We start from the raw sequence: 26,087 nt of genomic DNA on the forward strand, positions 1-26,087 counted from the left end.
CGTGGCGGTGACAGATCGCTTCGACGCCATCGTCGTCGGATCCGGTGTCAGCGGTGGCTGGGCCGCGAAGGAGCTGACCGAGAAGGGCCTGCGCGTCCTCATGCTCGATCGCGGTCGCATGGTGGAGCATGGCACCGACTATACCTACGACGGCAAGCCGCCGTTCGAGATCCCGGCGCGCGATCGTATGCCCGCGCCGCTCGTCGCGAGCGACTATTTTATCGCCACGCACGGCTACGTTTCGCCTGCCAATCAGCACCTCCACAACAACGATCGGCTGAACCCCTATGCCTATGAGGAAGGCGACAAATTCTACTGGATCCGACCCGGCGCGGTCGGCGGCAAGTCGCTGATTTGGGGACGCTGGACGTTCCGCTGGGCGCCGCACGATTTCGAGGCGAACAAGCGTGACGGTCACGGCATCGACTGGCCGATCCGCTACGACGACGTTGCGCCATGGTACAGCTATGTCGAGCGGTACATTGGCGTGTCGGGCTCCCGCGAGAACCTGCGTGAGCTGCCCGACAGCGAGTTCATGCCACCGCTACCGATGAACATCGCGGAGGAGTGGGTGAAGCCGCGGCTCGAGGCAGCCTTCCCCGGCCGCAAGCTGATCCACTCGCGCATGAGCAACATAACCGAGGACAAGCCCGATCAGAACCGGAGCAAGTGCCAGTACAGATGGCAATGCGCCCGGGGCTGCTCGTTCGGAGCCTACTTCTCCAGTCAGGCGGTGACGCTCCCCGCAGCACAGGCGACAGGCCGCTTCACCCTTCGGTCAGATGCGGTGGTCACGAACCTCGAGTACGATCCCGCCGCGAAGCGCGTCACCGGTGTGCGGGTGGTCGACACCAGGACGGGGGCGGCCGAGGTGATTTCGGCGCGGCTCGTGTTCCTCTGCGCGTCGGCCATGGCCTCGGTCCAGATCCTGCTCAACAGCCGGGCAGCCGATGGCAGAAGCCATTTCGACCGGAGCGGGACGCTTGGGCGGTACGTCATGGATCACATCTTCCGGGTCAACATCAGCGGCGATGTCCCCGGCATGACTGAGTACATCGAGTACGGGCGCCGGCCGGGGGGCGTCTACGTACCACGCTTCCGGAACATCGCGAGCGATGACGACGTCCCGTTCCGCAGAGGCTATGCCTATCAGGGGCGGGCCTCCCGCAGCCCGGCGAAGCCGGTCGGCTTCGGCGCGTCGATGAAGCAGGGGATGCGGCAGTACGACGGCTGGCGTTTCGGGCTGAGCGGCTACGGCGAGTGTCTGCCGTACGAGGACAACAGGGCATCGCTGCATCCGGACAGGGTCGATCGGTTCGGCGTTCCCCTCATGAAGTTCAACGTCACCTTCCGCGACAACGAGATGAAGATGATGACCGACGCACGCGAGCAGGGTGAGGCCATGCTGCGCGCTGCCGGCGTCCTGAACGTCAAAAGCGAGCGACTGGAGCACGTTCCGGGCGACGGCATCCACGAGATGGGAGGGGCGCGGATGGGGGCTGATCCACGAGCTTCCGTCCTGAACGGCTGGAGCCAGGCACACGATGCTTCCAATCTCTTCGTGACGGACGGAGCGCAGATGGCGTCGTCGTCGTGCGTCAATCCGTCCCTCACGTTCATGGCGATGAGCGCGCGAGCCGCCGATTATGCCGTCAAACAGGTGCGGGCTGGGGCAATCTAAACGGGCAGACAGATAACGTTCTGCCGCAGAGATAAGGTCAAGGAGTTCAATCGCGACATCAACGACGCGTGATTAGTTAGCCTGTCTACCTTTGACGGGGTAGACGGGCACAGCCGCAGCTTGGAGCTGCATCCTCCCGACTTGGCCCGGCAGTGTCCCCACGCCGGGCTATTTTTTATCGCTGACGAAGGTCGTCCGGATAGGCGAGCTTAAGTTGCCAACATAAAAAGCGGCTGCCGGTGTCGCTATTGAAAGCGCGCTGCTGGTGAGTAGCGACCCATAAACAAATGTTTAGCGATCAGAGCGAGCATCCCGTAGGTGGACCTCTGTTAACGTCGGCACCGCGACTAACACCTGCGCAAAGCCGGCTAGGATAAATCGACATCCCAGTAAGCCGGAGTGCCGAACTCGGTTCGAAGCCAGGCGACCAGCGCGGCCAGCTTGGCTGACGGGCTTCGATTGGCTGGATAGGCAACGTGGATCGTGGCGCCCTCAGCTTCAACGCCCACGTCAACGTGCACCAGCGATCCATCGGCTAGGTCGCGATGGATGAAGAAGGTAGGCAAAAGGGTGACGCCGAGGCCAGCGAGTGCCGCGTCCCGCATGACCAAGCCGTTGTTGACCCGCAAGCAAGCCGACGGCCTTACAATCATGGTGCCCGATGCGTCGGGAAAGCGCCAGTCGGCGTCGCGGTTGGTGTACAGGATCGCACTGATCCGATCGAGCTCGGCCAGGGTCCGCGGCCAGCCTCGCTGCTCCAGGTAAGCGGGGGAGGCAACAAGAAGGCGACGGCTGGAGGCGAGGTGCCGAACGATCAGACGCTCGTCCGTGATCGGACCGTGCCGAATGACGGCATCGTAGCCGTCGCCGGCGGCATCGACGAAGCGGTCGTCGAGGTCGAGCGTGAGCTGGATCTCAGGATGCAAAGCGAGGAAGCGGTAGATAGCTGGGCCAAGGTGAAGCGCACCGAAGCTTATCGGCCCCGCCAGACGTAGAGGCCCAGCAAGCGAGCCGCGGCGCTCGACGACCTCCGCTTGCGCGTCCGACACCTCGCGCAGGATCGATCGAGCTCGGACGATCAGCGCGTCGCCGTCGGCCGTCAACGCGAGGGCTCGCGTCGTTCGCTGCACCAGCCGCGCGCCGACGGTGCGCTCGAGTTCCGCCAGCCGATCGCTGACGACGGATTTGGCGAGCCCTAGGCGCCGAGCCGCTGCGCTGATCGAGCCCGCTTCGGCGACCGCGACAAGTGCTTCCAACCCGTCCAGCTTCATCATCGTTCGGCATTTCCGGACGCCGTGTTCGGGATCGACCGGCTAGTCAGCAGACTGGCCTTGACGCAACTTGCTGTCGAGAGGCCAACCATTGGAGGTCGGCCCGGGAGGGTCACGATGATCCGATCTCTCTTTGCGGCAGCCATCCTCGTCGTAGCTGCCACCAGTTCGCAGGCGCAGGTAAGGCCCTTTCCACCGACATTCCACAAGCAGGACGTCAAGGCGAACGGGACCACGATCCACGTACGGGTCGGTGGAAGCGGGCCAGCCGTCGTGCTTCTCCATGGATACGGCGAGACCGGAGACATGTGGGAGCCGCTCGCCGCCAACCTGGTACGCGACCATCTGGTGATCGTGCCGGACCTCCGCGGCCTCGGCCTGTCCGCTAGGCCCGCTGGCGGGTACGACAAGAAGACGCAGGGAGAGGATGTCGCCGGCGTCCTTGATGCGCTGAAGGTCCGTAAGGCTGATCTGGTCACCCACGACATCGGCAACATGGTGGGCTTCGCCTTCGCGGCCGAGCACCGCGACCGGGTTAGACGCTTCGTCCTGATGGACGCGCCCATCCCCGGCGTGGGCCCTTGGGAAGAGATCCTCAAGAACCCGCTGCTGTGGCATTTCCGCTTCGGTGGCCCGGACATGGAGCGGCTGGTCGCGGGGCGCGAGCGCATCTACCTCGATCGCTTCTGGAACGAGTTCTCCGCCAAGCCGGACCGGTTCACCGAAGCGTCGCGGCAACATTACGCCGCGCTCTACGCCATGCCTGGGGCCATGCACGCCGGCTTCGCACAGTTCGCCGCCTTCGATCAGGATGCGATCGACGATCGCGCCTTCCTCGCGGAGGGGAAGCTTGCCATGCCCGTCCTGGCTGTCGGCGGGTCGGCTTCGTTCGGTTCCACCATGGCGGCGGTGATGCGGTTCGCTGCTACCGACGTTGAGGAAGCCGTCATCCCGGACGCCGGTCACTGGCTGATGGAGGAGCAGCCACAGGCGACGGTCGCCGTCGTTCGAGCCTTTCTGGACAAGGGCAAGTGAGCGCCCGCCTGCTCCTCGCCGGCGTCACCGCCTCCTTGCTCGTCGCCGCTCCCATCGACGCGCAGATGCAGGCGAAGCGACTGACACCACACGAGATCGCGGCCCTGCCGGCCATGGGCTCAGGTGCGGGAACGTCTGGCGTGACCGGCATCCGCAGCGTAGTGCTCGCCGGCGATCCGACGCAGGCCGGCCTCTACACGATCGAGATCCAGGTTCCGGCCCACACGCGCATCGCCTCGCACACTCATCGCGACGATCGGACGGCCGTCGTGGTCTCCGGGCGATGGTACATCGGGTACGGGCCCACCGCTACCGACGCCGCGGCATCGCCATTGCTACCCGGCAGCTTCTACACCGAACCTGCCGGGGCCGCGCACTTCGCGCACACCAAGGATCAGACAGCTGCAGTGATCATTACAGGTGTGGGACCCACGGACACGATCTATGTCGAGGAAGCCGACACACCGCGCTGATCGCTCCGGTCGGACCTGGATGCTTGATCCTCGTTTAGCTGATGTGAACTCGCTACGGGGATAGGCGGCAGCAAGCGACGACCCAATACCGGTCACTCAGGGCCACATGCCGGCCGCTCAATTTCGGACGTCCATTCATCGCGGCATTCAGCCCGCATCGGCATTCTGCGGAGCTATTGGATTGGTTTGATCGGGCACAAACGCGGACGTCTAGCAGTGAGTGCAGCGCTGCGTGAAAAAACGGTTACGGCCTCGCTACCCGACCACCTACGTACAAGAGGCGACGCCTTGAGAGGCCCAAAATTCAACCACGCTGTTTTCGCGCGGTGGGGGAGCGAGAGCGGAGAAGCCGTGGCAGCGATCGGCAAAAGCGCAAAGTCCTTTGATCCGATGAGCTTGGCCGCACAGATCCGAGCGCTTCTGCGTTCGACCTTAGGCTAAGTCGTTGCATCAGTTCATGAGCAGGCGAGTAGGAGTTTCTTTCATCACCGCGTGCTAGCGCTCGCTGCTGTTCAGAATGGAAGGCTGCTTGATGACCGACCGGCGGGACCTTATTGAAGCGTTCAGCTCAGCTTTCCACCTGACCTTCGGCAACCGAGCCATCGAGGTCGCAGAGGGCCAGCGCGATCTGGCGAACGGCATCGTTCAGGAGCGCTGGCAAACGGTCATTGACGTGCTTACGGCGTCTGCGTCTTCAATCGCCTGAGTTGTCGGCGAAGGCATTTGGCGAGTACGGCTTCTCGTGTCCTGGGACCGACGCGGTGGGCAGCCCTAATCTTCAAGCCAGCTTTAGGTACGTACGCAAGGTGGCGTTTGGCGTCAGTTTAGCAGCTCAAGCACACCTTGCTGCGTCTGATTGGCCTGCGCCAGCATCGCGGTCGAGGTCCGAGTTAGGATCTGAAGCTTGGCGACTGTGGTCGTCTCGGTCGAGAAGTCGGCGTCCCCGATGCGGCTGCGCGCGTCGGTCAGGTTAGTGACGTTGACGGTGGCGTTGTTCACCGCCAATTCGAGGCGGTTCTGCGACGAACCCAGCGCGGCGCGGGCACCCGAGACCTCGGCGATCGCGTCGTCATAATTGGCCAGCGTCGCGCTGGTGCCGGCGGCGTCGAAGGCGAGCGCGGTGACCACCGCCAGGTCCGAGCCGCCGCTCGTCGAGAAGTCGACCGACTTCAACTTGACCGTGTCACCGCTGTTCGCACCGGTCTGGATCGTGAAGCCGGTCGCCGCGGCCGAGTCGAACAGCTTCTTGCCGTTGAACGAGGTGTTGGTGACGATCGAGCTGATCTGGTCCTTGAGCGCCGACTGCTCGGCACGGATCGAGGACACGTCCGAGGCGGCATAGGTGCCGCTGCTCGCCTGCACCGTCAGCTCGCGCATGCGCTGCAGCATGTTTGAGACCTCGCCCAGCGCGCCTTCCGCGGTCTGCGCCATTGAGATGCCGTCGTTGGCGTTGCGGATGCCCTGGCTCATGCCGCGGATCTGCGAGGTCATCGACTTGCTTATCGCGAGGCCGGCCGCGTCGTCCTTCGCCGAGTTGATGCGCTTGCCGGTCGACAGGCGCTCCATCGAAACCGACAGCGCCTTGTTCGCGCTGTTCGAGGCGGTGGTGGCGCGCAGCGCCGAGGTATTCGAGTTGATCATGGTCATCAGCCTACCTCCCGAACAACGTCAAGCCACCCTTCGACAGCGTCTTGCATGTTCAGGCAAACGACCAGCGGCCACTCTCCTTTATAGGCCTGATTGCGCCATCGCCCCTACTTAGACCATAGTATTGTTGTTGAGTCTAATTTGGACGGTATGCCAATCCTAATCTGGCAAAAGCTGAGCGCGGCTAAATTTTGGGGCTGTTCCGCGATCGCGTTGACCATCACCTACCTCAAAGCGATGGTACGCCTCCTCGCCAGACTCCACATGATCGGGGGCGCGCACCACATATATGTCAACGTCGTCCCGTCGTCCCAATTGCGGGCGCAAGCATTAATGCCGTTTGATATGCACCAGCACTAGGGTCTCCCTCCTGAAGGACGTGGCGGCGCAGCGCGTCGATCAGCACGCCAAATCCCGAAGCGAACCCGCACGCATCCCGCGCGATGCGTTCCGCCGGCCAGTCCCCGTTACAGATCGCCAAGTTCGTCCGCCAGTTCGTCACGTCGGGCCGAACCGCGGTCGCCAGCGCGGAGCTAACAGCTCCCGAGCGCACGGCCGTTTCGATCGCCACTTCCTCATCGTTACAGTGGCGGTTGACCACGCGTGCGAAAAGCAGTCGCAGCCGCGCAACCTCCTGCATGCATGGCACCGGTCTACCGGCCGCGGAGACAAGGATTTCTTCAGCAAGCCTGAGCATGTCCCTATGCTCCTGCAGATGGACGGACGTCACTAACGCGCTCCTCATCATACGCCTGAAATCGTCTTCGATTGAGCGATTAGCGAACCGTTTAATGTGACTGCTGCGTGAGCGGTCCTACGACCTAGGTAGAACGGGCATTTGATTATTGCAGACGTCTAAAGCACGTGGTGGCCATTGAATGATAAAAAGATACGAGGTCGCGCGATCTGGATCGATCGGGCTCATCAACAATCCGCCTCCCGCGCCTCATCCGGTGGGAGCTGATTGCGCGCGAGTGAAGCCGCGCGTTGGAAAGCCGCTGAAGCGTTGAATATCCAAGCTCGTCATTCGAACAACGGCATGGCGACCGCAGCGGTGTGCGAACTCTCTCCTGTCAGCCACCACGCCAGCCGACAGCATAGCGTGCAGATGCGACCTCCGCAGTGCTGAGGCCGCGGGCGAACCATTGTTCCGCCGTGGATCACCCGATCAATAGCGCTCCTCGTGACTCGCCGCGCCGACCGCGACCTGGTAGCTCACCCTGCCTGGCCCCGGAAGCGGCTGCGACCACGTCGCCCCGGAATAGAGCCGCCGCGATGGCAGCGCGCGGCAGTTCGCCGGGATGGCGTCGGCGCAGAGCTTGCCGTCGTACAGCTCGGTGTTGGTGTTGCCCTCGTTGCGCAGCAGCAGCGTTTCCCCGTCGCGCCTTCCCACCACGCGGCCGGCCGGGGCGGCGGGTCGCTGGATCACGAGAACGTCGTAGCCGATCAGCAGCTTGAGCGCGGTCACCGCGGCCGAGACCGGGCCTGCCACCGGCTTGACGGTGACGCGGTAAACGCGATCCGCCTCGGCGCGCGGGCGGATCGCGGCGATGCGGATCGGCTTGCGCTCGCCCGGCTGGAGGATGAGCCGCTGCGGCGACACCAACAGCCCGCCCGCCTCAGGGTCGACGATCGCGGTCCGGCCCTCCTCGGGTGTGCCCGGCGCGGTGATCTCAAACGGCGCCACCGCCACATAGGCAACCTCCTTGCCATCATTGGCGACCTCGATGTCCTGCGCCAGATCGCTGCCGGCGGCGAAGTCGACCACCACCTGGCTGAGCACGATATTGGCGTGCGCGGGCGGGGCGATCGCGATCGCGGTGAGCGATACGGCGGCCAGGCGAGCGGCTGCGAGGCGGGCGGTCAGGGCAGGCATGTGACGTCTCCGAGGCGGGTATAGGTGGTGGTAGCGCTCGCGGCGGCAAGGCGGGCGGTGCAGGCGAGGCCGGCGCCGGTGCGCGCGGCGAGGCGCGCGTCGGCCGCCGCCTGAATTTGGAAGAAGCCGTTCGAGTCGGTCGCGGCGATCGCGTCGTCGGCGGTGAGATCGGCGTCCGCGATCGGCGCGCCGGCGCGGTCGACCAGCCGCCCGAACATCGCGCGAACCGAGCGAACCTCCCAGTCGAGCGCGACCACGCTGCCGGGGAAAACGTCGACCGTGCGCGGGCCAGTGTCGAACGCTATCAGCCCGGTGGCGATCGCGCGCAGCCGCACCTTGTAGCGACGATAGGGCTGCACCGCGAGCGTCAGCCGCTGCCCTCCGCGCAGCGTGCCGCGCACCGCCTCGTCGACCAGCAGCTCGAAGGAGGCGCGCGGGTCTCCGCCGACCGTCACCGCGATCAGGCTGTCGTTCTGCCCAGCCGCGCCGAGCCCGAGGCCGCGCCGCGTCACTGCGAACGAGGTCTGCCCCGTCAGGCCGTATTGCAGTCCGCTGCCCATCGCGCCGGTGCGACCGGTGAGGTTCAGCGCGGCGAGGCCGAGCGCACTACGGCGCTCGCTACTGAGCTGGACGATCGTGCCGGCCGCACCGCGCTGCACCAGCGCCCCGGCATCGATCGCGCCGCCGCGCGCGTCATCGCGATGCAGCGAGGCGGCTGTCTCGAACGCGGGCGAGAGGCTGCGATCGTCGCCGTTCGCGCTGCGTTGTACTCCCAGCGCGGTGCTGAGCGCCGCGCGCGGCCCGAGCAGCTGCAGCTGGATACCGAACGCCATCGCATCACCGCGCTGCGTGCGCGCGTATTGGCCGATGAGCGAGAGCTGGAGCCGGTCGCGCTGCAGCACCGACCATCGCGCGCTGGGACCGACCGAGTAGTTCGTCGAGCGCTCCGCGGATCGGAACAGATAGCCCGACAGCCCGAGTTGCGCGTGCGGCAGCGTGTAGGAAAGGCTGCCCAGCATCTGGGTATAGCTTGATCCGGCGCGGTCGTCGCGGACCCTCATCAGCGGTGCGATGACGCCCGCCGCATCGTCGGCCGCGATCAGCGCGGTGCCGTCGGCGCTGCGCACGTGCCGGACATCGAGGCTGTAGCTGAGCGCGCTGCTGCCGCTCGAGCTCAGCTGCGCCGCCACGCCGCGATCGCCGCGGCGCGACCCGAGCAGTGCGACCCGCGCCTGCGCCAGCGCGGTGAGCAGCGAGAGCCCGCCCTCCGCCACCGCATTGGCGCGCGTCACCATTGCCGCAGCGTCCCAGGCGAGGTGCGTGCCGAATCGGCCGCGCGCGCCACCGGTCGCGATTGCGACCCGCTCGCAGGCGCGATCCTGCCGGTCGCGGGTGAGAACCCCGAGATGCGCGTCGAACACGACCCGCCCGGCGGGGGCGAGCGCGGCGCTCTTGGTGAAGAATCGCTGCTCCACTCGCGTCCCGCCGCCCGCTTCCTGGATGCGCAGCTCAATTGGGTAGGAGCCGTCGGCGAGGCCGCTGGTGTCGAGCGCCTGGTTGCCGCTCTCATAGCTCTGCGAGCTGACGAGCCGGCCCTGAACGTAGACGTCGACGCGCGAGCGCTGCGGCAGGAAGACGATCAGCGGCGTGCCGCTCAGTGCCACCCGGTCGGCGCGCGTGTCAAACTGCGTGGCGACGCCAACGCCGATTATGCGCCGGCGTCCGACCAGGTCCACGCCGGGCGCGTAGAACAGCCCGCCGCGCAGCCGCAGGTCGCGGCGGTCGACCTCGGCGGCCAGCGTATCGAGCCGGCCGCCGTCCCATGAGGAGAGCGAGGCGTCGGACAGCAGGTGCACCGCGCCGCGCCCGGCCACCAGCCGGTTGCGGATGGCATAATTGGCGCGGAGCCCGCCGCCGCCGGCCAGCGCCACGCCGACCGTGTCGACCGCCGAGGGCGCGGCGTCGGCATCCTCGAGGTAGCGCGCCTCCTCCCCACGCACCGCCAGCAGACGTGGGTCGAGCGCCAGCGTTAGCCGGAAGGCGGCGGGATCGTAGGACGCGGTCACGCGGGGGCGCGACGCGGCCACGCAGCCGGAGGTGTCGGTGCAGCTTGGGTGCGCGCCAATTGCCAGCGGCGGCGTCAGCGCCGCGACGACGAAGGTGCGGTCGAGCAGGTCTGGGATCGCCGCCGCAACGGCGGCGGGATCGAGCAGGCGCGCCTCCGCGAGACCGACCTCGGCGGCATATTGGCCGATCCGCCGGTCGGCGACATAGACGTCGACCACGATCCGCTGGGTCGCCGCGAGCGTGGCGAACTCGGCCGGCATCGCCGCGGTGACCTGCGGCGGTGCCGCGTCGGCGGCGTGCGCGGCGCCCGCGGGCAGCACGGCGCCCAGCAAGGCGAGCAGCAGCGCCGCGTGGCGCCGGAGCCCGTGCGCCACAGGCCGGCCGCGTCGGTCCGCGCGCGCCTTCATGTCAGTTGGCCGACAGAAGGATGGTCAGCGTGCCGCTGAAGTTGCCGGCGGTGGCGGTGCTGAGACTCGCGGCGCGCAGGATCACGACCAAGCTGGTGTTAGTGGCCTGGAGCACCGGGCAGCTCAGCAGCATGGTCTGTCCGGTGAGTGGGACGTTCGCGGTGAGTCCGGTGCCCGAGCTCTGCCCCGCCGCGGTGTTCCACTGCACCTCGTAGGGGAGCGTCCTGGTGCCGTTGGCCAGCGTGAAGGCGCCGCCAGCGCCCGAGCCCGAGGCCGTGACGGTATAGCGGCCGCCCGTCAGTCCGCTGAAGGCGCAGATCGACTGGCTGCGGACGAGATCGGCGCCGAAGCCCGTGATCGTGCCGAAGGCAACATCGCTCAGCCCGCTGACCTGGACGGTCTGCGCCGCGGCGGGAATCGTCTGGGCGGCAAGCGCCAGGGCCGCCGCTCTCGCGAGGCGTCGCATAGCCGACACCGCCAGCCCCGCGTCGCCGGCTACTGCGGGGTGACGAGCAGCGTCAGCGAGCCGGTGTAGCTCGTCGCCGAGGTCATGCCCTGCAGGTTCGAGGCGGCGATCGAGATGATCAGGCTCGACGTGGTCGCCGCGCCGGTGCTGCACGTCGGGTTGGCCGCGGTGCTCGTCATCCCCGCCAGCGCGGTGCCGGCGGTCAAGGCCGTACCGCTGTTCTGCCCGGCGCTGGCGCTCCACTGCACCGAATAGGGCACGCTGAGGCTGCCGTTGGCGAGCGTGAAGGCGCCGCTGGTGCCGCTGCCAGTGGCGGTGATGCTGTAACCCTTCGTGGCGGTGTTGCTCCACACGCAGTTGCTCTGCGACGCGGTCGCAGCGCTCGCGGGATCGACGTTGGTGAAGGCGACGTCGGTTAGCCCGGTGATCTGCGCGCGGTTGGCGACGCTGGCGGTGATCGTCACCGACCCGGTCGAGGTCGCGCCTAGGCTGCCCTGGGTCGACGCACCCGCCGGCACGGCGCCCGCGACAGAGGCGAACAGCGCGGCTGCGGCAAAAATCCTGCTCTTGGCCGCCCGACGACGTGCCGAAACAACATGCACCATGACAATGTCCCCCGAAATTACGCACGGTGGCGAAGGAAGTGGTCGAGGAACTGGGTAGATGAACGCCCTTAACAAGCCGGAAGGCTTCCAACGCGCTTAGACCAAGGTATAAGAATCACGGCCGTTTTGTCGTTGCCACGACGCATCGAGAGGGAGCGGCGGCATCCCAACGGCTACGCGAACCATCTTGCGGGCGCGGCGCCCGAGAACCATTGTGCGCTTCGGATCAACGGAACGAGGGCCTGATCGTGGCGGTAGCCGATGTTCACAAGATCGCGGGCGCGATCGAGGCGGTGATGCACCAGGCCGACACCGCGTACATCGGCGTGGTCGCGCTGCTGCAGACGCTGCACAACCGAGGCGCGCTGACGCAGGACGAGATCAAAGCGATCGCGGACGCGATGGTCGCCTCGGTCCCGGTTGAGCGCCATCACGCCTTTGCCCAGTCGTTCGCCGGCATGCTGCCCGGCTACCGCTCGCCTAAGGCGGGCGCGATCTCGCAGGACTGACGGGCGGGAGCCGACCGGCCCCCGCCCTGCCTTCCACGGCGCCGATCAGAACTGATAGCCGATCCCGATGTTGGCGCCGACGCGTTTGCGACTGTTGTAGGTCGCGCCGAGCTTCACGATCGTGTGACCGTCCTCCATGATCCGCGACACGCCCATCGCCACCGCCGACTGGCCCTGGAAAGTGCCGGCGCCGAGCGAGAACATGCTCTTGCCCTCCTCGTAGGGCTGCGGCATACCCGCCATGGCCAGGGCCCCGGCGACGCCCGCGCTGACGTCGCGGTTGACGCGGCCGAGATCGAACGAGAGCGCCGCGACGCGCTGGTCGGTGTAGCTGTTGGCGGCGTCGACCGCGGCGCCCATCGCACTATTAAGCTGCGCGACGTTGACCGCATCGCCGTCCGACGTGCCCGGCGCGAGATTGTGCAGCGCGACCGCCTTCTCGCCGCCAAGCGTGACGGAATCGCTTCCATCGCCGTCATACTGGATCGAGCGGCTGCTGGCGGCGAGCGCCGCGTCCGCCTTGGTCTCAACCGAACTGACCCGGGTCTCGACGGCGGCGACTCGCGTCGTGGCCGCCGCGAGCTGGGTGCTCGTGCCGGCGCCGGCGTCGCCTGCCACGACCGGCGCCGAGGCGGTGCCGTCATTGGTGTTGGTGACGGAGGGGTTGCCTCCCGAAGCTCCGCTCGACGGAGCACCCGGCGCACCCGCCGTGGTGCCACTCAGCCGAGCGTTGATCGCCTGCAGCGCGTCGCCCACGCTCGAGTAGGTGACACCGTTCAATGTGTAGCTCGGCGCCGCCAGCGCTCCGGTCGCGCCGTCGTAGCTCGCACCCCCGCCGAAGCCCGCGACGAAGGCCGCGCCCATCGCACCCGACACCCCGCGCAGCTGCGACACGTTGACGGCGTCGGTGTCTGCGCCGCCTGCGGCGACGCCGGTGATCTGGCGGTTGCCGATCGGCGAGTAGGTGTTGGTGGCCGGGTTGAGGTAGGCGATGTTGCGTGCGATCGCGACCTCACCGAGCGACTCCTGAGCGCCGGTCAGACCGAAGGCAGTGTAGCCGCCGACCGCGCCGCGCGTCGTCTGCGACGCCGACCCGAGCGCGACGCTGCCTTCCTTGTCGGCGATTGCGCCGGAACCGAAGGCGCTCGTCGCGAAGCCACTCGCGCTAGAGAGCGTACCCACGGCCGTGGAGCCAAACCCTTCGGCCCGCGCGACTGTACCAAGGGCAGTCGAGTAGGAGTCGCGCGCCTCTGCGGCGTAGCCGAATGCGGCGGCATACGTCGCCGTCGCGGCAGCCATGTTGCCGATTGCAACCGCGCGCGTGCCCTGCGCAATAGCAGTGTTGCCGATCGCTAGCGTGTCGGTGGCGTTGGTCACCACGTTCGCGCCGATCGCGAGCGCCCCATCTCCGGTGGCGCTGTTGTTCGTGCCAATTGCGATCGCGCCGTTGCCCGATGCCACGTTGGTGAAGCCGAGCGCGGCCGCACCGAGGCCGCTCGCTTGGTTGGTCGAGCCGATCGCGGTGCTGCCGTCGCCGTTCGCGACGTTGACGTTGCCGAGGGCTATTGCGCCGACGCCCGTCGCGTTGTTGTCCTTGCCAAGCGCGGTCGCGCCGGCGCCGGTCGCATAGTTCGGGTCGCCGATCGCCACCGCGCCGTCGCCTGAGGCGACGTTGCCGAGGCCGATCGACACCGCCTTGCCGTCCATCGCCTTCGCGCCGTCGCCGATCGCGACCGAGCTGATGCCGCCAGCCACCGCGTTACGCCCGACGGCGATCGCCGCCTCGCCCGACGATGCCGACGCAGGGCCGATCGCCGTCGAGTCGAAACCTGAGGCAGCGCTGTCCGCCATCGTCGAGTTTGCGTGGAAGTACTTGGCTCCCACAGCGTCAGGGCTGCCCGTGCCACCCCCCGTTCCCGTGCCGCCGCCCGAACCTGCGCCCGGCGCGGTGCCGAGCGACGTCTCGATGGCGCCAAATACGGACTGCACCGAGCCGTAGGACTGGCCTTTGAAGGTGAAGTTGCCGGAGAAGCCGCCCGCGGGATCGTAGCGGAAGCCGCTACCGAGCGCACTCGCCACGGCGTTGCCCATCGAGAAGAGCTGGTTGCCGTTGACCGCGTCGAAGGAGCCCCCCCCGATCATGCCGTCAGCGACGCCATGCAGCCGGACCGGGCCGCTGTCGGCGCCGATGAGCGTGAGGTCCTGCGAGACGCGCCCGCCGTTTGGTACGGTCGGCGCCGCCGCATCGGCGTAGCGCACCGGCCCACGCGCGCCAGTGTCGAGCGCGCTGCCTAGCTGGCCAAGATCCTGCGTGAGCCCGCCAACACGTGAGTCGAGCGCGCCGAGCAGCCCCGCCTGGAGCGCAGCAACATTGGTCAGCGTGCTGACCGTCTGATTGGTGTCGAAAAGCTGGCCTGAGGTGGCTGCATCGCTTGAACCCGCCGCCAGCGTCCCGGCCGCGACGTTGCGCAGCGCGACGGGCACACCTGCCATTCCCAAGGTTGCCGAGCCGTGGCCAGCGTCGTCGTAGCGGAGCGCGAGGTCGCTTAGGCCTTGGTAGCTCTGCGCCAGCGCGAACAGCTGGCCACCGTTGACGGCGTCGGTCGAGCCGCTCGACAGCCGCGCCTCCGCGACATTGTGCAGCGCCACCGGCTCTGGATCGCGACCGACCAGCGTGAGGTCCTGCGATACGGTGCCGCCGTTCGGAACGGTCGGGTTCGCCGGGTCGGTGTAGCGCACCGGGCCGATCGCGGCACGCTCGGTGTCGCTACGCAATGCAGCGATCGCGTTCGCGTTGTTGCCTAGCAGCACGCTCTGCGCGGTCACCGTCGTGCCAACCGCAGCAAGCCCGGTGCTCACGGTCGCGAGATCGCTAGCCTGGCTCGTGACGTCATTACGCAGCGCCGTCACCGAAGCGTTTGTGTCGGCGAGCTGCCCGCCGTTCACCGCCTCAGTCGATCCCGGCGCGATGCTGCCAGGCGCCACATTGGCGAGTATCACCGGCGCCGCGTTGGCGCCGCCGAGGGTGATACGGGCGCGGGTAAGGTCATCATACTGAACCGAGACGGAGGCCAGACCACTGATTTGCTGGCTGACGTCGTAAAGCTGACCGCCGTTGACCGCGTCGGTCGACCCCGCCGCTACTTGACCCTCCGCGACGTTGTGGACCCGAACTGGGCCGGGTTGGGCTCCCAGCACCGCCACGTCGTTGGTGGCGGTGGTGGTGGCCACCGTCGGCGCGCCCGGGTTCACATATTGCACCGGGCTGACGTTGCCGCTCACGCTCATGTTGCGCAGTGACAGAATTGCGTCGGCGTTGGCGGTGATCCGCGCGTCCTGATCACCGAGCAGCGTGCCCTGCGCTGCGACCGTGCTGCCGAGCGTGCCCAGCGTGCCCGCCTGCGCGGTCACCAAGCCCTGAAGGCTGGCGATGTTGGCGGCAGCGGTGGCGAGGTCGCTGCCCTGCTGAGTCAGTGTCGCACCCTGAGTACCGACGGTGGCGCCGAGCGTGCCGAGCTGCGCGGTGTTGGCGGTGATCCGCACCTCATGGTCGGACACCTGGGTCTGCAGGTCGGTGACGGCGCTGCCGGTGCTGCCAAGCGTGGCGCGCAGCGTCGCTACATCGGCCACGTTGGCGCCAACGCTGGCCTGGAGCGCGCCGATGTCGGTCGACTGGCGCGCGATCGTCGCTCCCGCGGTCGCGACGTCGGTCGCGAGCGTGCCGACACTGCCCTGAAGCCCCTGCAGTACCTGTCCCTGCCCCGCGACGCTGCCGGTGAGCGCCGTCATCCCGTCTGTCAGCGTGGCAAGCATCCCCAAGTTTGCGCTGATCTGCGCGCCCTGCTGGTTTACCGACGCCGACAGTGTCGCGAGGTCGGCGACGTTGCCCGAGACCGTCGCCTGGAGCCCCTGAAGCTCGGTCGTCTGGCTTGCAACGGTCGTCCCCAGCGCGCCGACCGCCGCGTTCACCGTGCCGAGCAGGTCGGCGTTGGCGGTGACCTGGGCGCCCTGCTGGTTCACCGACGCCGTCAGCGTAGCGACGTCGGCGACGTTGCCCGAGACCGTCGCCTGTAGACCCTGCAGCGCGGTCGTCTGGGTCGACACGGTCGCACCAAGCGTGCCAAGCCCCGCATTCACCGTCCCGAGCAGATTGGTGTTTGCGGTGAGCTGCGCGCCCTGCTGGCCCACAGTGGTCGACAGCGTGGCGAGATTGGCTACGTTGCCGGTGACGGTGGTCTGCAGTCCCTGAAGCGTCGTCCCCTGCGCCGCCACGGTCGAGCCGAGCGTGCCGAGCCCTGAGCTGACGGTGTTGAGCAGGCTGGTGTTGGCGGTGAGCTGAGTCTGCTGCTGGTTCACCGAAGCGGTCACCGTCGCGAGATTGCTGGTGTTCGCTGTGTTCGCCGCCTGCACCGTCTGCAACGTCGTGGTCTGGTTAGCGACCGTCGTGTTCAGCGTGTTGACACTGGTGTTGAGCGAGTTGGCGAGGCTGGTCGTCGCGGTAAGCTGGGTGCCCTGCGCAGTGACGGTTGTGCTCAGCGCATTCAGATTGTCATTGAGGCCCTGAAGCGTGAGGAGCTGCGCGGACGATGCCGTCGGCTGCAAGGCCACAGCGCCGGCAAGTAGCGTCAAGCAGGTCGACTGACGCAACCGGAAACGAACGGCGCGACTTGCGGCACGAGTTTGAACAGCCATCTCAATCCCCGTCTGAGCGATGAGGACGGGATCGCGTTCGCTGGTTAACAAGCAGAAATCAAATGGGTTAATGGATAGACACTTAGACCTAGGTCGTAGTCAATCTCTGCGATTAACACGTAGTTAACCAAAAAAGCTAGTTTGAAGATGATCACGTGAGACAGCGCGTTGGGCTTGATTATCCCAGCGCCCTTGAGTGGCCCGCTCGCACAGTCACCGTTGAGCAATCGCGACATCAGCTGGTATGCGGGCTTTTGTTATCTCCTGATTACGGCGTGCATGAAGTGAAGACCCACAATCGGCCGTTCAGCGCCATATCGACCCCTCCTGAGAGCGGCCGCTTGTTCACCGCCACCGGCGACGCAGACTATGTTCCCCTCGTTGCGCGCGACAGCGCTCTATACACTTTATCGAGAAAAGCTGGCGGATGGGGGTTTCGATCGGCGTCGACCCTCGACATCGCTGAAGACCCGAGTTCCTCGGAGGTTGCGGTGATCGAACCGCAGGAGCAGGTCGACCTCTACGCGGGCCACATGCTTGCGCGAGGCAGTGCGCTTGAGGCACATCCGTTCCTACGAGCGCAGTCGTTCTCCTCGCCATTGTCGCCGTCGGCGTCTCCGCGCCGGAAGTCAGCCCGGTGCAGGCGAAGTTCAAGGTCGAGGCGGTGCTCAAGGACGAGGATCCGAGCGTGGACGGCATCAGGACGCTGGCGGTCGAGAGGTCGCCGGCGTTCTCGCTCGTCCTCGCCCCGGACATGCGGCGACGTGGCGGCGGTGGGGCGATCTGTTCAGTCAGGGATGATAGACGGCTCACGGACTGCCGCCTTCATGATCTTGCGCCCTCGTCCGAGGGCATGACAAGGGTGTATCATGATGCGCTTTCGCGAATACGGATCGCCAAGGCTCCCTTTGCGGGGGTGCGCGGGCGCCTCATCAGCGTCGCGGTTACGTTCGATACGATCGTCGACCGAGCTCCCGAGGGTCGCGAAGCCGTCTGCAATCCGCCGTTTTGCACGAGCGAGGGCGGTGTGCCGCCGCCTCCGCCTCCGCCACCCTCGACCGTTCCAAAATGAGGAAGGCCGGATGACAGTCGCCGTTGCTGCGTTAATCTTCGCTCTGGTTCCGCTCGGCGGGTTGCCTTCGTCCGGCCCGCCGACTGCATCTGACAGGAAGATCTGCCGGCGGGAGGACAGCACGGGCAGCATTCTGTCGAGGCGGATTTGCCATCGCCGAGGCGAGTGGGAGCGTGTCTATGAAACTCGTCGCAGAGCCGCCGACGAGGCTATGCGGTCCCGAGGGGCTACGCGTCCCGCCTCTCAGCTGGATCAGTAGAACAGCGCGGCCTCAATGGGCGCTTGCGGCCCCCTCGCCCTCTCGGGCCGAGGACCCAGAAGCGGTCACTCAGGGCGCCTTCCCCGCCTTCCAGCTTCGGACGCTCGTTAATCTTGGCAGTCGATGCCTTTGAAGCTCTGATTCCAAGCGGCACCCGATCTTGTAGCCTGTAGCAAGGGCAGCGCGATCGATGACGCCGCAGGCCTGCTCGTTATCGGCGGGGTATATATGACAATGCTCCGGTCGCGTTGACGACCGAGGCTCTCGTCAACCCTCATGCTGGTAAGGTCCGAGCTTATTTGTCACTTTCGCGAACTGCACGATGTGCTCTGCGGTCCGTTCCGGGCGACAAGAAGGAACGTGAAAAGATAAGACGCGCCATCGGTGGAAGGGGACCAAGCGGTCGCCGCGGCGGCCGAGGCAGTGCTCGCGGGACCGCTTGAGCTGTGGGAGCGATCGCGGCGCCGCTGGCCGCCCTTCCGTGAAGCGGCTGCTGGCGCTCACCTTCGATGAGACGTGCGAGTGGTGGTCCGAGAAGCTTGTAGACGTCTGACCTTGGGGTTCCTCGGCCGACGATCGTTCCGCCTAGAATTCGGGGTGCTGTCGATCTAATGCGAACCCGCCTCTACCCGATGCACCTCAACCTTCGTAGGCGGCGGGTTAGCTGGCGAGCGCCTGCCACTCGGCCAGCGCCGCGGAGCGGCGCTGCTTGTAGGTCTGCCTGTCGACGAGGTGACGTTCGTGGTTGAAGTGGTTGTGGACGTTGGCGTGGACCGAGGCGAACTTCTGTAAGGTGCGCATCTGCCGGAACCGCAGCATCGCCCGCTCTCGTCGCCTGAAGGGCAGATGTGAGTTCTCCACCCGGTTGTTGGCCCAGCGACCCACCTCCTGCTTCTCGCGGTTGCCGAGCTCCGCTAGAGCAGCAGCGTAGGAGCGCAGACCATCGGTGGCGATCGCCTCAGGTGAGCCGTGGCGCTTGAGCGCCTTCTTCATGAACGCGAGCGCTGCCTTCTTGTCACGGCTTTTAGTAACGTAGCTCTCAAGGATCTCGCCCTCGTGATCCACCGCCCGCCACAGGTAGACCATTTCGCCATTCAGTTTCACGTACATCTCGTCCAAATGCCAGCGCCAATGACGAAAGCCGCGCATTCGGCTCACCCGCTGGCGCCGCACCTCGCCGGCGAACAGCGGACCGAACCTGTTCCACCACAGCCTGACCGTCTCGTGGCAGATGTCGATCCCGCGCTCGAACAGCAGGTCCTCCACGTTCCGCAATGACAGCGGGAAGCGCACGTACATGAGCACCACAAGCCGGATCACCTCCAGTGACGAGTTGAAGTAGCGGAAGGGCGAGGCTGGCTTGCGCGGGCGAGGCATGCTTCTCCCCTACCCCGCCCGTCGCTGTAGGTGCATTAGCTTTGACAGAGCCCCTGCACGACGTCGGCCTGTCCGGCCTGAATGCGATCTGGATTCTGATCCTCGCCCTGCTCGGCGACCCGCTCGAGACACGGTCGCAGATCCTCATGGTCTAGTCATATGAGCTTTCATCCCAGCTCAATTGGTCGCGACACCCCAATCACCATCATTTGAGCCTCGCGCAGTTCGGAGTCGACGGTGTCCAGATCAAATGGTGACGCCTGGACGTTTGGAGGCGTCGCAGGCGTAACGGGGGCGGCTTTCAACACGGCATCGAGGATACGGAACGGCGATGTCGCGAGCGGCTCGTCTTCGGTACCGAAGGAACGAGCCTCCTTGGTTGCCAGCACGGTCAGCAGGCGGACACGCCCGGCGGTGGGCCAAAATCCACTCGGGAAGCCGATCGAAGATCCAGCCGCGTCACTCGTGTTCAGCGGTGCGGCGAATACCGGCATCTCGGACAGGCGGCCTTCGGCATTGGTGATCCATCGCGTGACGACAGCGATTAGCCTGTGGCCGGGAGCAGGAGCTTGCGGGGTGCCCTGTTCGTCATTGGGTAAAGGGTGGACCGCGGTCGCCGCGCCTCCCGCAATGAGCATAGCCCGTCCACCGGAGATTTTAAACGCCAGGTCCTCGACCCTCCGGATGGATGATACTGCGGGCCCAAGGCTGGCCGGGCGGCACCGGAAGCGTGAGGAGTCGCCGAAAAACTGAACCCAGAACGGGCTGGAGAAAGCGCTCACGGAGAATGGCTGCAGTTGGGCATCTTTGAGAATTTCGGGCGTGCCTGGCAGATCGATGCGCAGTGTACCCTTTCCTTCGGGAGTTTTGAGACGCGCAAGCATGCCACCCCGCCACTGCCGCTCGCTTGCCGTCGATGCGGCGCCCGGCCGAGCCCAAACGATGACGTCGAAGGTGTCTGGGGCCTCCTCGGCGGCGTTCGGATCGACCGGTGCGGTTGGGGAAATGTCGATACGTAGCTGGACCGAGCCGTTGTCTAAGGCCGGAAATTCAATCGGCGGCAAATGATTGATACGCCATCCCGGATGGTCGGGGTCCATTAGGGGTTCGGACATCGCGGCGCGAAGACGAACGTCGTCTCCTTGGCGCTCAATTGTAATCGCCAGCCGTCGAGGAATCACGTGGGGTGGGACATCGTCCTCGATCTTCACCGCGATCGGCGCGTCGCCATCGATAATCGGCAGTGTCCAGTCGAGGCGTAATCCCTGGAACCCTAGAGGGTGATTAATATACGGGCAATTCGGGGCGGCTGGCACAGGTGGGACGGGAACCGGCGCGGCTGTTTTCGGTGGACTAAAACGCCATGCGAGCCGACGCCTTGGCTCAGTTATGGTGCCGAGTGCCTCCGCCCACTGCCAAAGCGCAAGGCCGCTTAGCAATCCGGCTGGACGTTCGATGAGCTCGGGGTCGGCGAGCCGCCGGTAAAGGAGTTGAAACAGCGGCCTCGCCGCCAACCGCTCGGTTAGTGTCGTATCGGCTGACGGCTCAACCTGCGGTTCGACTATGAAGCTGCTGCGCCTGAAGTCGCTGCTTGCACCTTCGCTCTGGGTCCAGCCGAGCGGACCGGACAACGACAGGCTGGTGCTAGCGAAAGGCGCGGCCTTGCCGGTGAGGATGGGATCGGGACCCCAGCTTTGCCAAAATGTGGGATATTGCAGCGCCTGCTCGATGGCATTGTCGTTGCCGAACAACGATCGCAGCTCATTCTGCCGCCAACCGGGCTCATTCGCATGGCCCACGAAAGCTTCCGGGAGCGGATGTCGCGTCAGGAGGCTGACCAGCTGCAACCGGTCGCCGAGATTGCCCAAGGCGTGCCACGGCTCGTTGAAAAGAAGCATGACCGGCGCGGCCGCTGAAGCCTCACGCAGTTGTTCGGCGAGAGGCAGCCACAGTTCGAGTCCTGGCCGGCGAGGCTCGGGAGGTTCCGCGGAGACACCGGCCGAAGGTGCGATCGCACCCCGCGCGAGGACGTGAGCCCAGCGGGCATGTCGCAGGTCCTCAAGATCCTCGTTCGGACCCTCGAGCGTTCGGCGGTTGAAGCCAGGTTCGCTAGGATAACGACCTTGGAATTCGAGTGCGAAGCGCCAGAGGGTGGGGTTGCCACGGTAAGTCATGTCGCGCATGACGAGCGGTGTTTCCGGGCGCTCATCCAGACGATCTCGACGGCGGATGTGATAAGGAGTGAGTGCGACGGGTCCCTCACGTTCGGCGTCGGTGTCCTCGCGTCCGGTGAACAGCCGTTGCGCCCAAGCGCCATAAGCCTTGAACCCTGCGTCGTCTGCGGGCGGAGCTTCGCCCCCAGTCCGTCCGCGCCAGGTCCAGCGCTGGTCGAGTACCGTCACATCCGCGAACAGACGCATGACGCGCGCGGCTGCACGAGTTTGCGGCGCTGCAAGGGTCGGGCGAGCCTCGACGCGTTGCAGCCGCCCCGTGCCGTCAGCGAGAACCTTGCCCCAGTCTACGAAGACATTGCCGGTGCGATTTGTGAACCGATTGCGCCAAGGGTCGCTGCCTAGGGCGTCCTGTATGATCTTTTGGTCGGCTGAGGCCTCGGCGCGAAGCCTTAGTGGCGCCCCAAGGACATGGCGGTCTACCCGCCGACGGCCTCGTGCTAAGGCGGCCGAAAAACGCGCTTTTGGTCCTTCGAAATCGTCGATATCGACGGCCGCGTAGACGCGCACTTCGACCGTTCTACCGGCGGGGATCGTCACCGTTGCCTGGCTTCCTGCTAACACGACATCGATATCGGCGGCGTCGGGGTCGAAGTTGGCCGGCGGCCCGCGCCGGAGCTTGAGTTCTAGGCCGAGCTTGCGATCTCCATGCGGATCTTTGCTGGTATCCTGACGAAGCGGGATTTCAAGAAGCGCACCGCTGGTTCGCGTGCGCGGGAACAGCGGGACGACTTCAAGAAAGAGGGCGGTGACCCGCGGGTGGTCGAGCGTGGTGTCGTTGCCAATTATCGCTGGCTGCTGAGCCGCAGTGTAAGCCGAATTGATCCTGCGATTATGCTCGGTGCTGCCGAGCGGTGTCGCGGACAGCACGTGACGGACCCAAGTTGAGAGTGGGACCGCCGGGGGACGTGCGCGAAAGACGGCATCGCTAGTCCGGCTGTCGAGTGCTGCGATCTCGGCCTGCTGGCCGGCCGTCTCCGGGCAAACTTGCCGATGCGATCCGATCCAGACTCGTGGCGGAACGATCCGAGCGGCACCCACGACGGCACCGATGGCGATGTGGATGTCGTTCGCCGTGACTGCGGCCGCAAGGGTGGCATCGCCAAGGGGCTCTGAAACGTGGACGAGATCGGGTTCGAGGGTCGCGACATTTCCAGCGGCGTCCGCTTCCATGAGGAGATTCGCGGCTACGGAGATGGTGCCAGGTTCCCACGAGATGATGAACTGCAAATGCCACTCGCCGGTATCGGCGGCGCTCAACGTATCGCGCTTGGCTTCGGGAAGGACGACGAGGATTTCACCGGCCGCCTCAGCGACCTGCTGTAGGGCGCCGCCGCGAATGCGGATTACGAGGGCTTCACGCGCTGCTCCCAACCTTCCTTGGCGAAGTGCAAGGACCGCTTCGCCGCCTTGACCGAGCGACAGGCCGTAGATCTTGATGTCGAGTTTACTGGACGGGGCGAAAGGTAAAATGCCCGAACCGTCCTGTTCGGAGAGATAGAAATTCGCAGTCTCGCCCTCGGGGATGTCGATAGGGGGCGGCAGGTCCGGAAGTTCAGCAGCGAGCGGCCGCGCGCCTTCCGGCACGCGCTTCGCTTGGCTCCCAGATTGACGCTGATCCCAGCGCGGCGCGGCGATCGGCGTGCGGCAAAGGTAGTGAACTGGGGCGGAGAAACCCGGTTCGTCCACCAACGGCCGGCGCAGCGCGGCGGGGTCGCCCGCGCGCCAAAGGCTGGGAGGAAGCGCGCCGCCTTGGGCGACAAGAAAGCTGCGGAAGCTGTACATCCAGCCAAAGCGCATTTGAGGAATGGTTCTACCCCAAGCGACGTCAGCATCGACGCCATCGAACGGCTGCAACGCATATAGCTCGTCCGGGTCCGCGTCGCTTTGCTCTACCGTCAAGGGAGCGACGAGTGGCCGCGCCTGAAACGCAAAAGTGCGGATATCGGCACCCTCGCGGGCGGTCGGCCGAGATCCCACCGCAAGCTCCTGGTCAGCCTCATTCCAGGGATACTGGACGCGTGCGGCGTTGAGCGTGAAAGTGTCGGCAAAGGCAGCGGTTGAAGCCGCGTCAGGGGCGAAGGCGCGGCCGTCTGCTTGGACGAGGACGGCCACGCCGGTGGTTTCGCCGACGAGATCGTCGGTCGCGATCGCGTCGCCAAGATCATAGGGAACTACGATGGGATGAGCGTCAGGAATCGGCAGATCGACGGCCGTCCCACTGTCGAGCGGAACAAGTAGGGTCGACTCTCGCGCCTCGGCTTTTCCATAGGTGGCGGTGAAACGATCAATGAGGACCGTCCGCAGGTGAGCGAGACGGTCCACGTCGGCGGCATCCTGCGAGAGCGGCAACAGGGGAGGGTGCAGCGCGGGATCGAACCGGGCCGTTATCCAAGCGGAAAAGGCATCGCTGACCATGGCGAGCATACGCTCGCGAATGGCAAGCCCGACGACGGGAGTAGCGGCGGCACCACTAGCGAGCGCGCCTGCGAGCGTTGGTGGTGCCTGAACCAGCCAGCCCTGCGGATCGAGCTTTGCGAGTCGCTCGGTGAAAGCGCTGATGAAGAGCGGCTGCACGCCCGAGGGGTCGGCCTGGGCCGCCCGGCCTATGAGGTCAGGGAGCCCAACGCTGCCGAAGCGAAGGTTGAAGGCTTGGATCGCGAGGACCTCAACGGTTGGTGGGCGGGATCCGAGCTGGGGAAGTTCGGCCGTTGCATCGGACAGAGCCAGCTTCACCGGTGCATGGCCGTCGTCGATGGTAATCATGCCGACGAGACGACACGTTTGGTCGGCACCGACAGGGATCGGAGCGCCGAACGCGGCTCCTGCGAGCATCCACTGTGCGCCCGCGGCGCTTAGCGTGAGCACCAAATCTGCCTGGCCGCCGGCGCTTAGTCCGACGGGATCGGCCGCCAGGCGAAGAGTGAGGAGATCGCCGGCAGCCCCGCCTGGCAAAGAGACCGTAAAGTCGAGCTCAAAGGGTTGGGTTGAAAGGCTAGGCTGACCCGGATCCACTCCCCCTGTAAATGTGGGGATGAGGGTTACCCATCCGGTCGGCTTCCCGGTTAGCGCCTCTGAGACGTAGGCTTGGGCGATCGGTAGGATGTCGTTCGCCGCGAGTGCGTATCCAGTTCCGTCGGGACCAGCCAAAGCCTGGCGCCATTGACGCAGGAGCAACGTCGCCGTGACGTCCTGGCGCGTCAACAAGGCGCCGCGAGCCGCAAGCTCCGCCGTTGCGGTCCGGGCTGCCGCCGACCCGCCTCGATCTTCGGAGTCGATAAAGGCCGCGAACAGACCGGGCCAACCCGCGGCGGCATACCGCGTCTCGTAGGCGGCAAGGGCACTCAGCACGGCGTCTCGTGCGCCGGGAGGAAGCGGGCTCTGATTGTCTCCGCTGGCCTGCGCGAGCGCGTTCAATAGGCGTGCAACGGGAAAAGCGCGCCCAGCCGTTGCCATGATCCCGGTACCCGAGGCATCGCGAGCTGCCGCCACCGAGACGCGGCGAAGGAATGCGTCCCAATCGGCGCCATCGTTCTGGGCGGGATTGGGTGGCACGGGTGGGACCGGAGCCGGTGGATGGTAGATGGCTCTCGCGATCTCGGGATCGGCGAGGCGCGCCGTGAGATCGAAGGCCTCCGACACACGGCGCACAAATTGTGCTGGCCAGTCATTGTCGAACTGGGAGGTTTGTCCCATCGCGCCGGAAAGCGAAACGTCGAGCGTCGTCGAATCGACGTAGCTGAGCGGGGCGCCGCCAGCATGATGAAGCGAGGGCAAGACCAGGGCGCGGATCTCCGAGCCGGCCACTGCAGGGGTGTAGGTAACGAGCAGGGCTTCGCGGTTATCGTTTCCGAGTTCCAAGGTCTCGGGCACGCGCACTCGTTCCCAGCGATCGGGGAGATAGTCCTGACCCGCCAGTCGGAAAGCTGGCGCAAAGGCAGTGCGATTGGGGAGGCATTCGGCAAGGGCGGCGACGTCGGGGCGCAGGAGCGAGGCGAGACCAAGTTTGCGAGCAAGGGCACCGGGCCCTGTGCCTAGCCCTTCAAGCGCATTGAGCCACGTCCTCGGCCCGTGCACCGGAAGCGGACTCAGGGCAACGATATCGGGATCAGCGCCTCCGGCGGTCCGCGAGACAGTCACGGCGCTTGCACCAGCAGGCAGGCCGGGCGCTGGAGCGGGGACTTGGCCGAGGCGCTGCTCGATCGTCAGCGCGATCGGTCCTGCCAGCGGGACATGCGGGTGCGCGGAATCAATCGGGGCTGGATCGAAGGTCATGTCGGGCTTGGCAAGGTGCCAATCGAGCGTGTCCCAACGCCAGGGCTGGAGGAAAGGCCATAGGGGATCTGCGGGGGCTAGGTCGCTCACCCGCTCCGCGGCGCAAGTAAGCCGGGCGACGTAGAGCGCTTTAGGGTCGGCATC

At 66.0% G+C, this 26,087-nt stretch carries 16 protein-coding genes; 6 read left to right on the plus strand and 10 right to left on the minus strand.

The window, feature by feature from the left end:
* Position 1: 1 nt before the first annotated feature.
* Positions 2 to 1,681: a GMC oxidoreductase gene (locus KZ820_RS07085; RefSeq protein ID WP_219747850.1), complete on the plus strand. Its 1,680-nt coding sequence runs from the start codon at positions 2 to 4 to the stop codon at positions 1,679 to 1,681.
* Positions 1,682 to 2,049: 368 nt separating this feature from the next.
* Here KZ820_RS07085 and KZ820_RS07090 read toward each other — a convergent pair whose 3' ends face one another.
* Positions 2,050 to 2,955, minus strand: a complete 906-nt coding sequence (locus KZ820_RS07090) for a LysR family transcriptional regulator (protein WP_219747851.1) — start codon at positions 2,953 to 2,955, stop codon at positions 2,050 to 2,052.
* Between the two features lie 114 nt (positions 2,956 to 3,069).
* Here KZ820_RS07090 and KZ820_RS07095 point away from each other — a divergent pair, with 114 nt between their 5' ends.
* The 3 genes from KZ820_RS07095 to KZ820_RS07105 all read left to right on the plus strand — a co-directional run bounded on the left by KZ820_RS07095 (position 3,070) and on the right by KZ820_RS07105 (position 5,166).
* On the plus strand, positions 3,070 to 3,987 hold the full coding sequence (locus tag KZ820_RS07095; protein WP_219747852.1) for an alpha/beta fold hydrolase: 918 nt from the start codon (positions 3,070 to 3,072) through the stop codon (positions 3,985 to 3,987).
* Positions 3,984 to 4,460 carry a cupin domain-containing protein gene (locus KZ820_RS07100; protein ID WP_308462153.1) on the plus strand — a complete coding sequence of 159 codons (477 nt, stop codon included), beginning with the start codon at positions 3,984 to 3,986 and terminating at the stop codon, positions 4,458 to 4,460. The genes KZ820_RS07095 and KZ820_RS07100 overlap by 4 nt, the downstream gene beginning before the upstream one ends.
* Positions 4,461 to 4,992: 532 nt before the next feature.
* Entirely contained in the window at positions 4,993 to 5,166 is a 174-nt protein-coding gene (locus KZ820_RS07105; RefSeq protein ID WP_219747853.1) for a hypothetical protein, read from the plus strand.
* A 113-nt stretch (positions 5,167 to 5,279) separates the two neighbouring features.
* Here KZ820_RS07105 and KZ820_RS07110 read toward each other — a convergent pair whose 3' ends face one another.
* From KZ820_RS07110 to KZ820_RS07135, 6 genes are all read right to left on the minus strand, one after another.
* Positions 5,280 to 6,107, minus strand: coding sequence for a flagellin N-terminal helical domain-containing protein (locus tag KZ820_RS07110; protein ID WP_219747854.1), 828 nt, complete (start codon positions 6,105 to 6,107; stop codon positions 5,280 to 5,282).
* Between the two features lie 292 nt (positions 6,108 to 6,399).
* Positions 6,400 to 6,804, minus strand: a complete 405-nt coding sequence (locus KZ820_RS07115; RefSeq protein WP_219747855.1) for a hypothetical protein — start codon at positions 6,802 to 6,804, stop codon at positions 6,400 to 6,402.
* Between the two features lie 471 nt (positions 6,805 to 7,275).
* Positions 7,276 to 7,983 (minus strand): fimbrial biogenesis chaperone, encoded by a 708-nt coding sequence (locus KZ820_RS07120; RefSeq protein ID WP_219747856.1) that lies wholly within the window; start codon positions 7,981 to 7,983, stop codon positions 7,276 to 7,278.
* Positions 7,971 to 10,424 carry a TcfC E-set like domain-containing protein gene (locus KZ820_RS07125; RefSeq protein ID WP_219747857.1) on the minus strand — a complete coding sequence of 818 codons (2,454 nt, stop codon included), beginning with the start codon at positions 10,422 to 10,424 and terminating at the stop codon, positions 7,971 to 7,973. Before KZ820_RS07125 ends, KZ820_RS07120 begins: the two co-directional genes overlap by 13 nt.
* A gap of 34 nt (positions 10,425 to 10,458) precedes the next feature.
* Complete coding sequence (locus KZ820_RS07130) at positions 10,459 to 10,923, minus strand: hypothetical protein (protein ID WP_219747858.1); 465 nt, start codon at positions 10,921 to 10,923, stop codon at positions 10,459 to 10,461.
* A gap of 29 nt (positions 10,924 to 10,952) precedes the next feature.
* Positions 10,953 to 11,528: a hypothetical protein gene (locus tag KZ820_RS07135; RefSeq protein WP_219747859.1), complete on the minus strand. Its 576-nt coding sequence runs from the start codon at positions 11,526 to 11,528 to the stop codon at positions 10,953 to 10,955.
* A gap of 248 nt (positions 11,529 to 11,776) precedes the next feature.
* On the opposite strand from KZ820_RS07135, the gene KZ820_RS07140 reads away from it, so the two are divergent.
* A complete protein-coding gene (locus KZ820_RS07140; protein ID WP_219747860.1) occupies positions 11,777 to 12,037 on the plus strand; it encodes a hypothetical protein in 261 nt (86 codons plus the stop codon).
* Between the two features lie 45 nt (positions 12,038 to 12,082).
* Here KZ820_RS07140 and KZ820_RS07145 read toward each other — a convergent pair whose 3' ends face one another.
* On the minus strand, positions 12,083 to 16,639 hold the full coding sequence (locus tag KZ820_RS07145; protein ID WP_219747861.1) for a YadA-like family protein: 4,557 nt from the start codon (positions 16,637 to 16,639) through the stop codon (positions 12,083 to 12,085).
* Positions 16,640 to 17,366: 727 nt separating this feature from the next.
* Here KZ820_RS07145 and KZ820_RS07150 point away from each other — a divergent pair.
* Positions 17,367 to 17,801 carry a hypothetical protein gene (locus tag KZ820_RS07150; protein WP_219747862.1) on the plus strand — a complete coding sequence of 145 codons (435 nt, stop codon included), beginning with the start codon at positions 17,367 to 17,369 and terminating at the stop codon, positions 17,799 to 17,801.
* Positions 17,802 to 18,720: 919 nt separating this feature from the next.
* Here the strand turns inward: KZ820_RS07150 and KZ820_RS07155 are convergent.
* Together KZ820_RS07155 and KZ820_RS07160 are read right to left on the minus strand one after the other, a co-directional pair.
* Positions 18,721 to 19,437 (minus strand): IS6 family transposase, encoded by a 717-nt coding sequence (locus tag KZ820_RS07155; protein WP_219747863.1) that lies wholly within the window; start codon positions 19,435 to 19,437, stop codon positions 18,721 to 18,723.
* A gap of 167 nt (positions 19,438 to 19,604) precedes the next feature.
* Positions 19,605 to 25,943: a hypothetical protein gene (locus KZ820_RS07160; RefSeq protein ID WP_219747864.1), complete on the minus strand. Its 6,339-nt coding sequence runs from the start codon at positions 25,941 to 25,943 to the stop codon at positions 19,605 to 19,607.
* Positions 25,944 to 26,087: the final 144 nt, after the last annotated feature.

It is taken from the genome of Sphingomonas citri (assembly GCF_019429485.1).
In the GTDB taxonomy this organism is placed as follows: Bacteria; Pseudomonadota; Alphaproteobacteria; order Sphingomonadales; family Sphingomonadaceae; genus Sphingomonas; species Sphingomonas citri.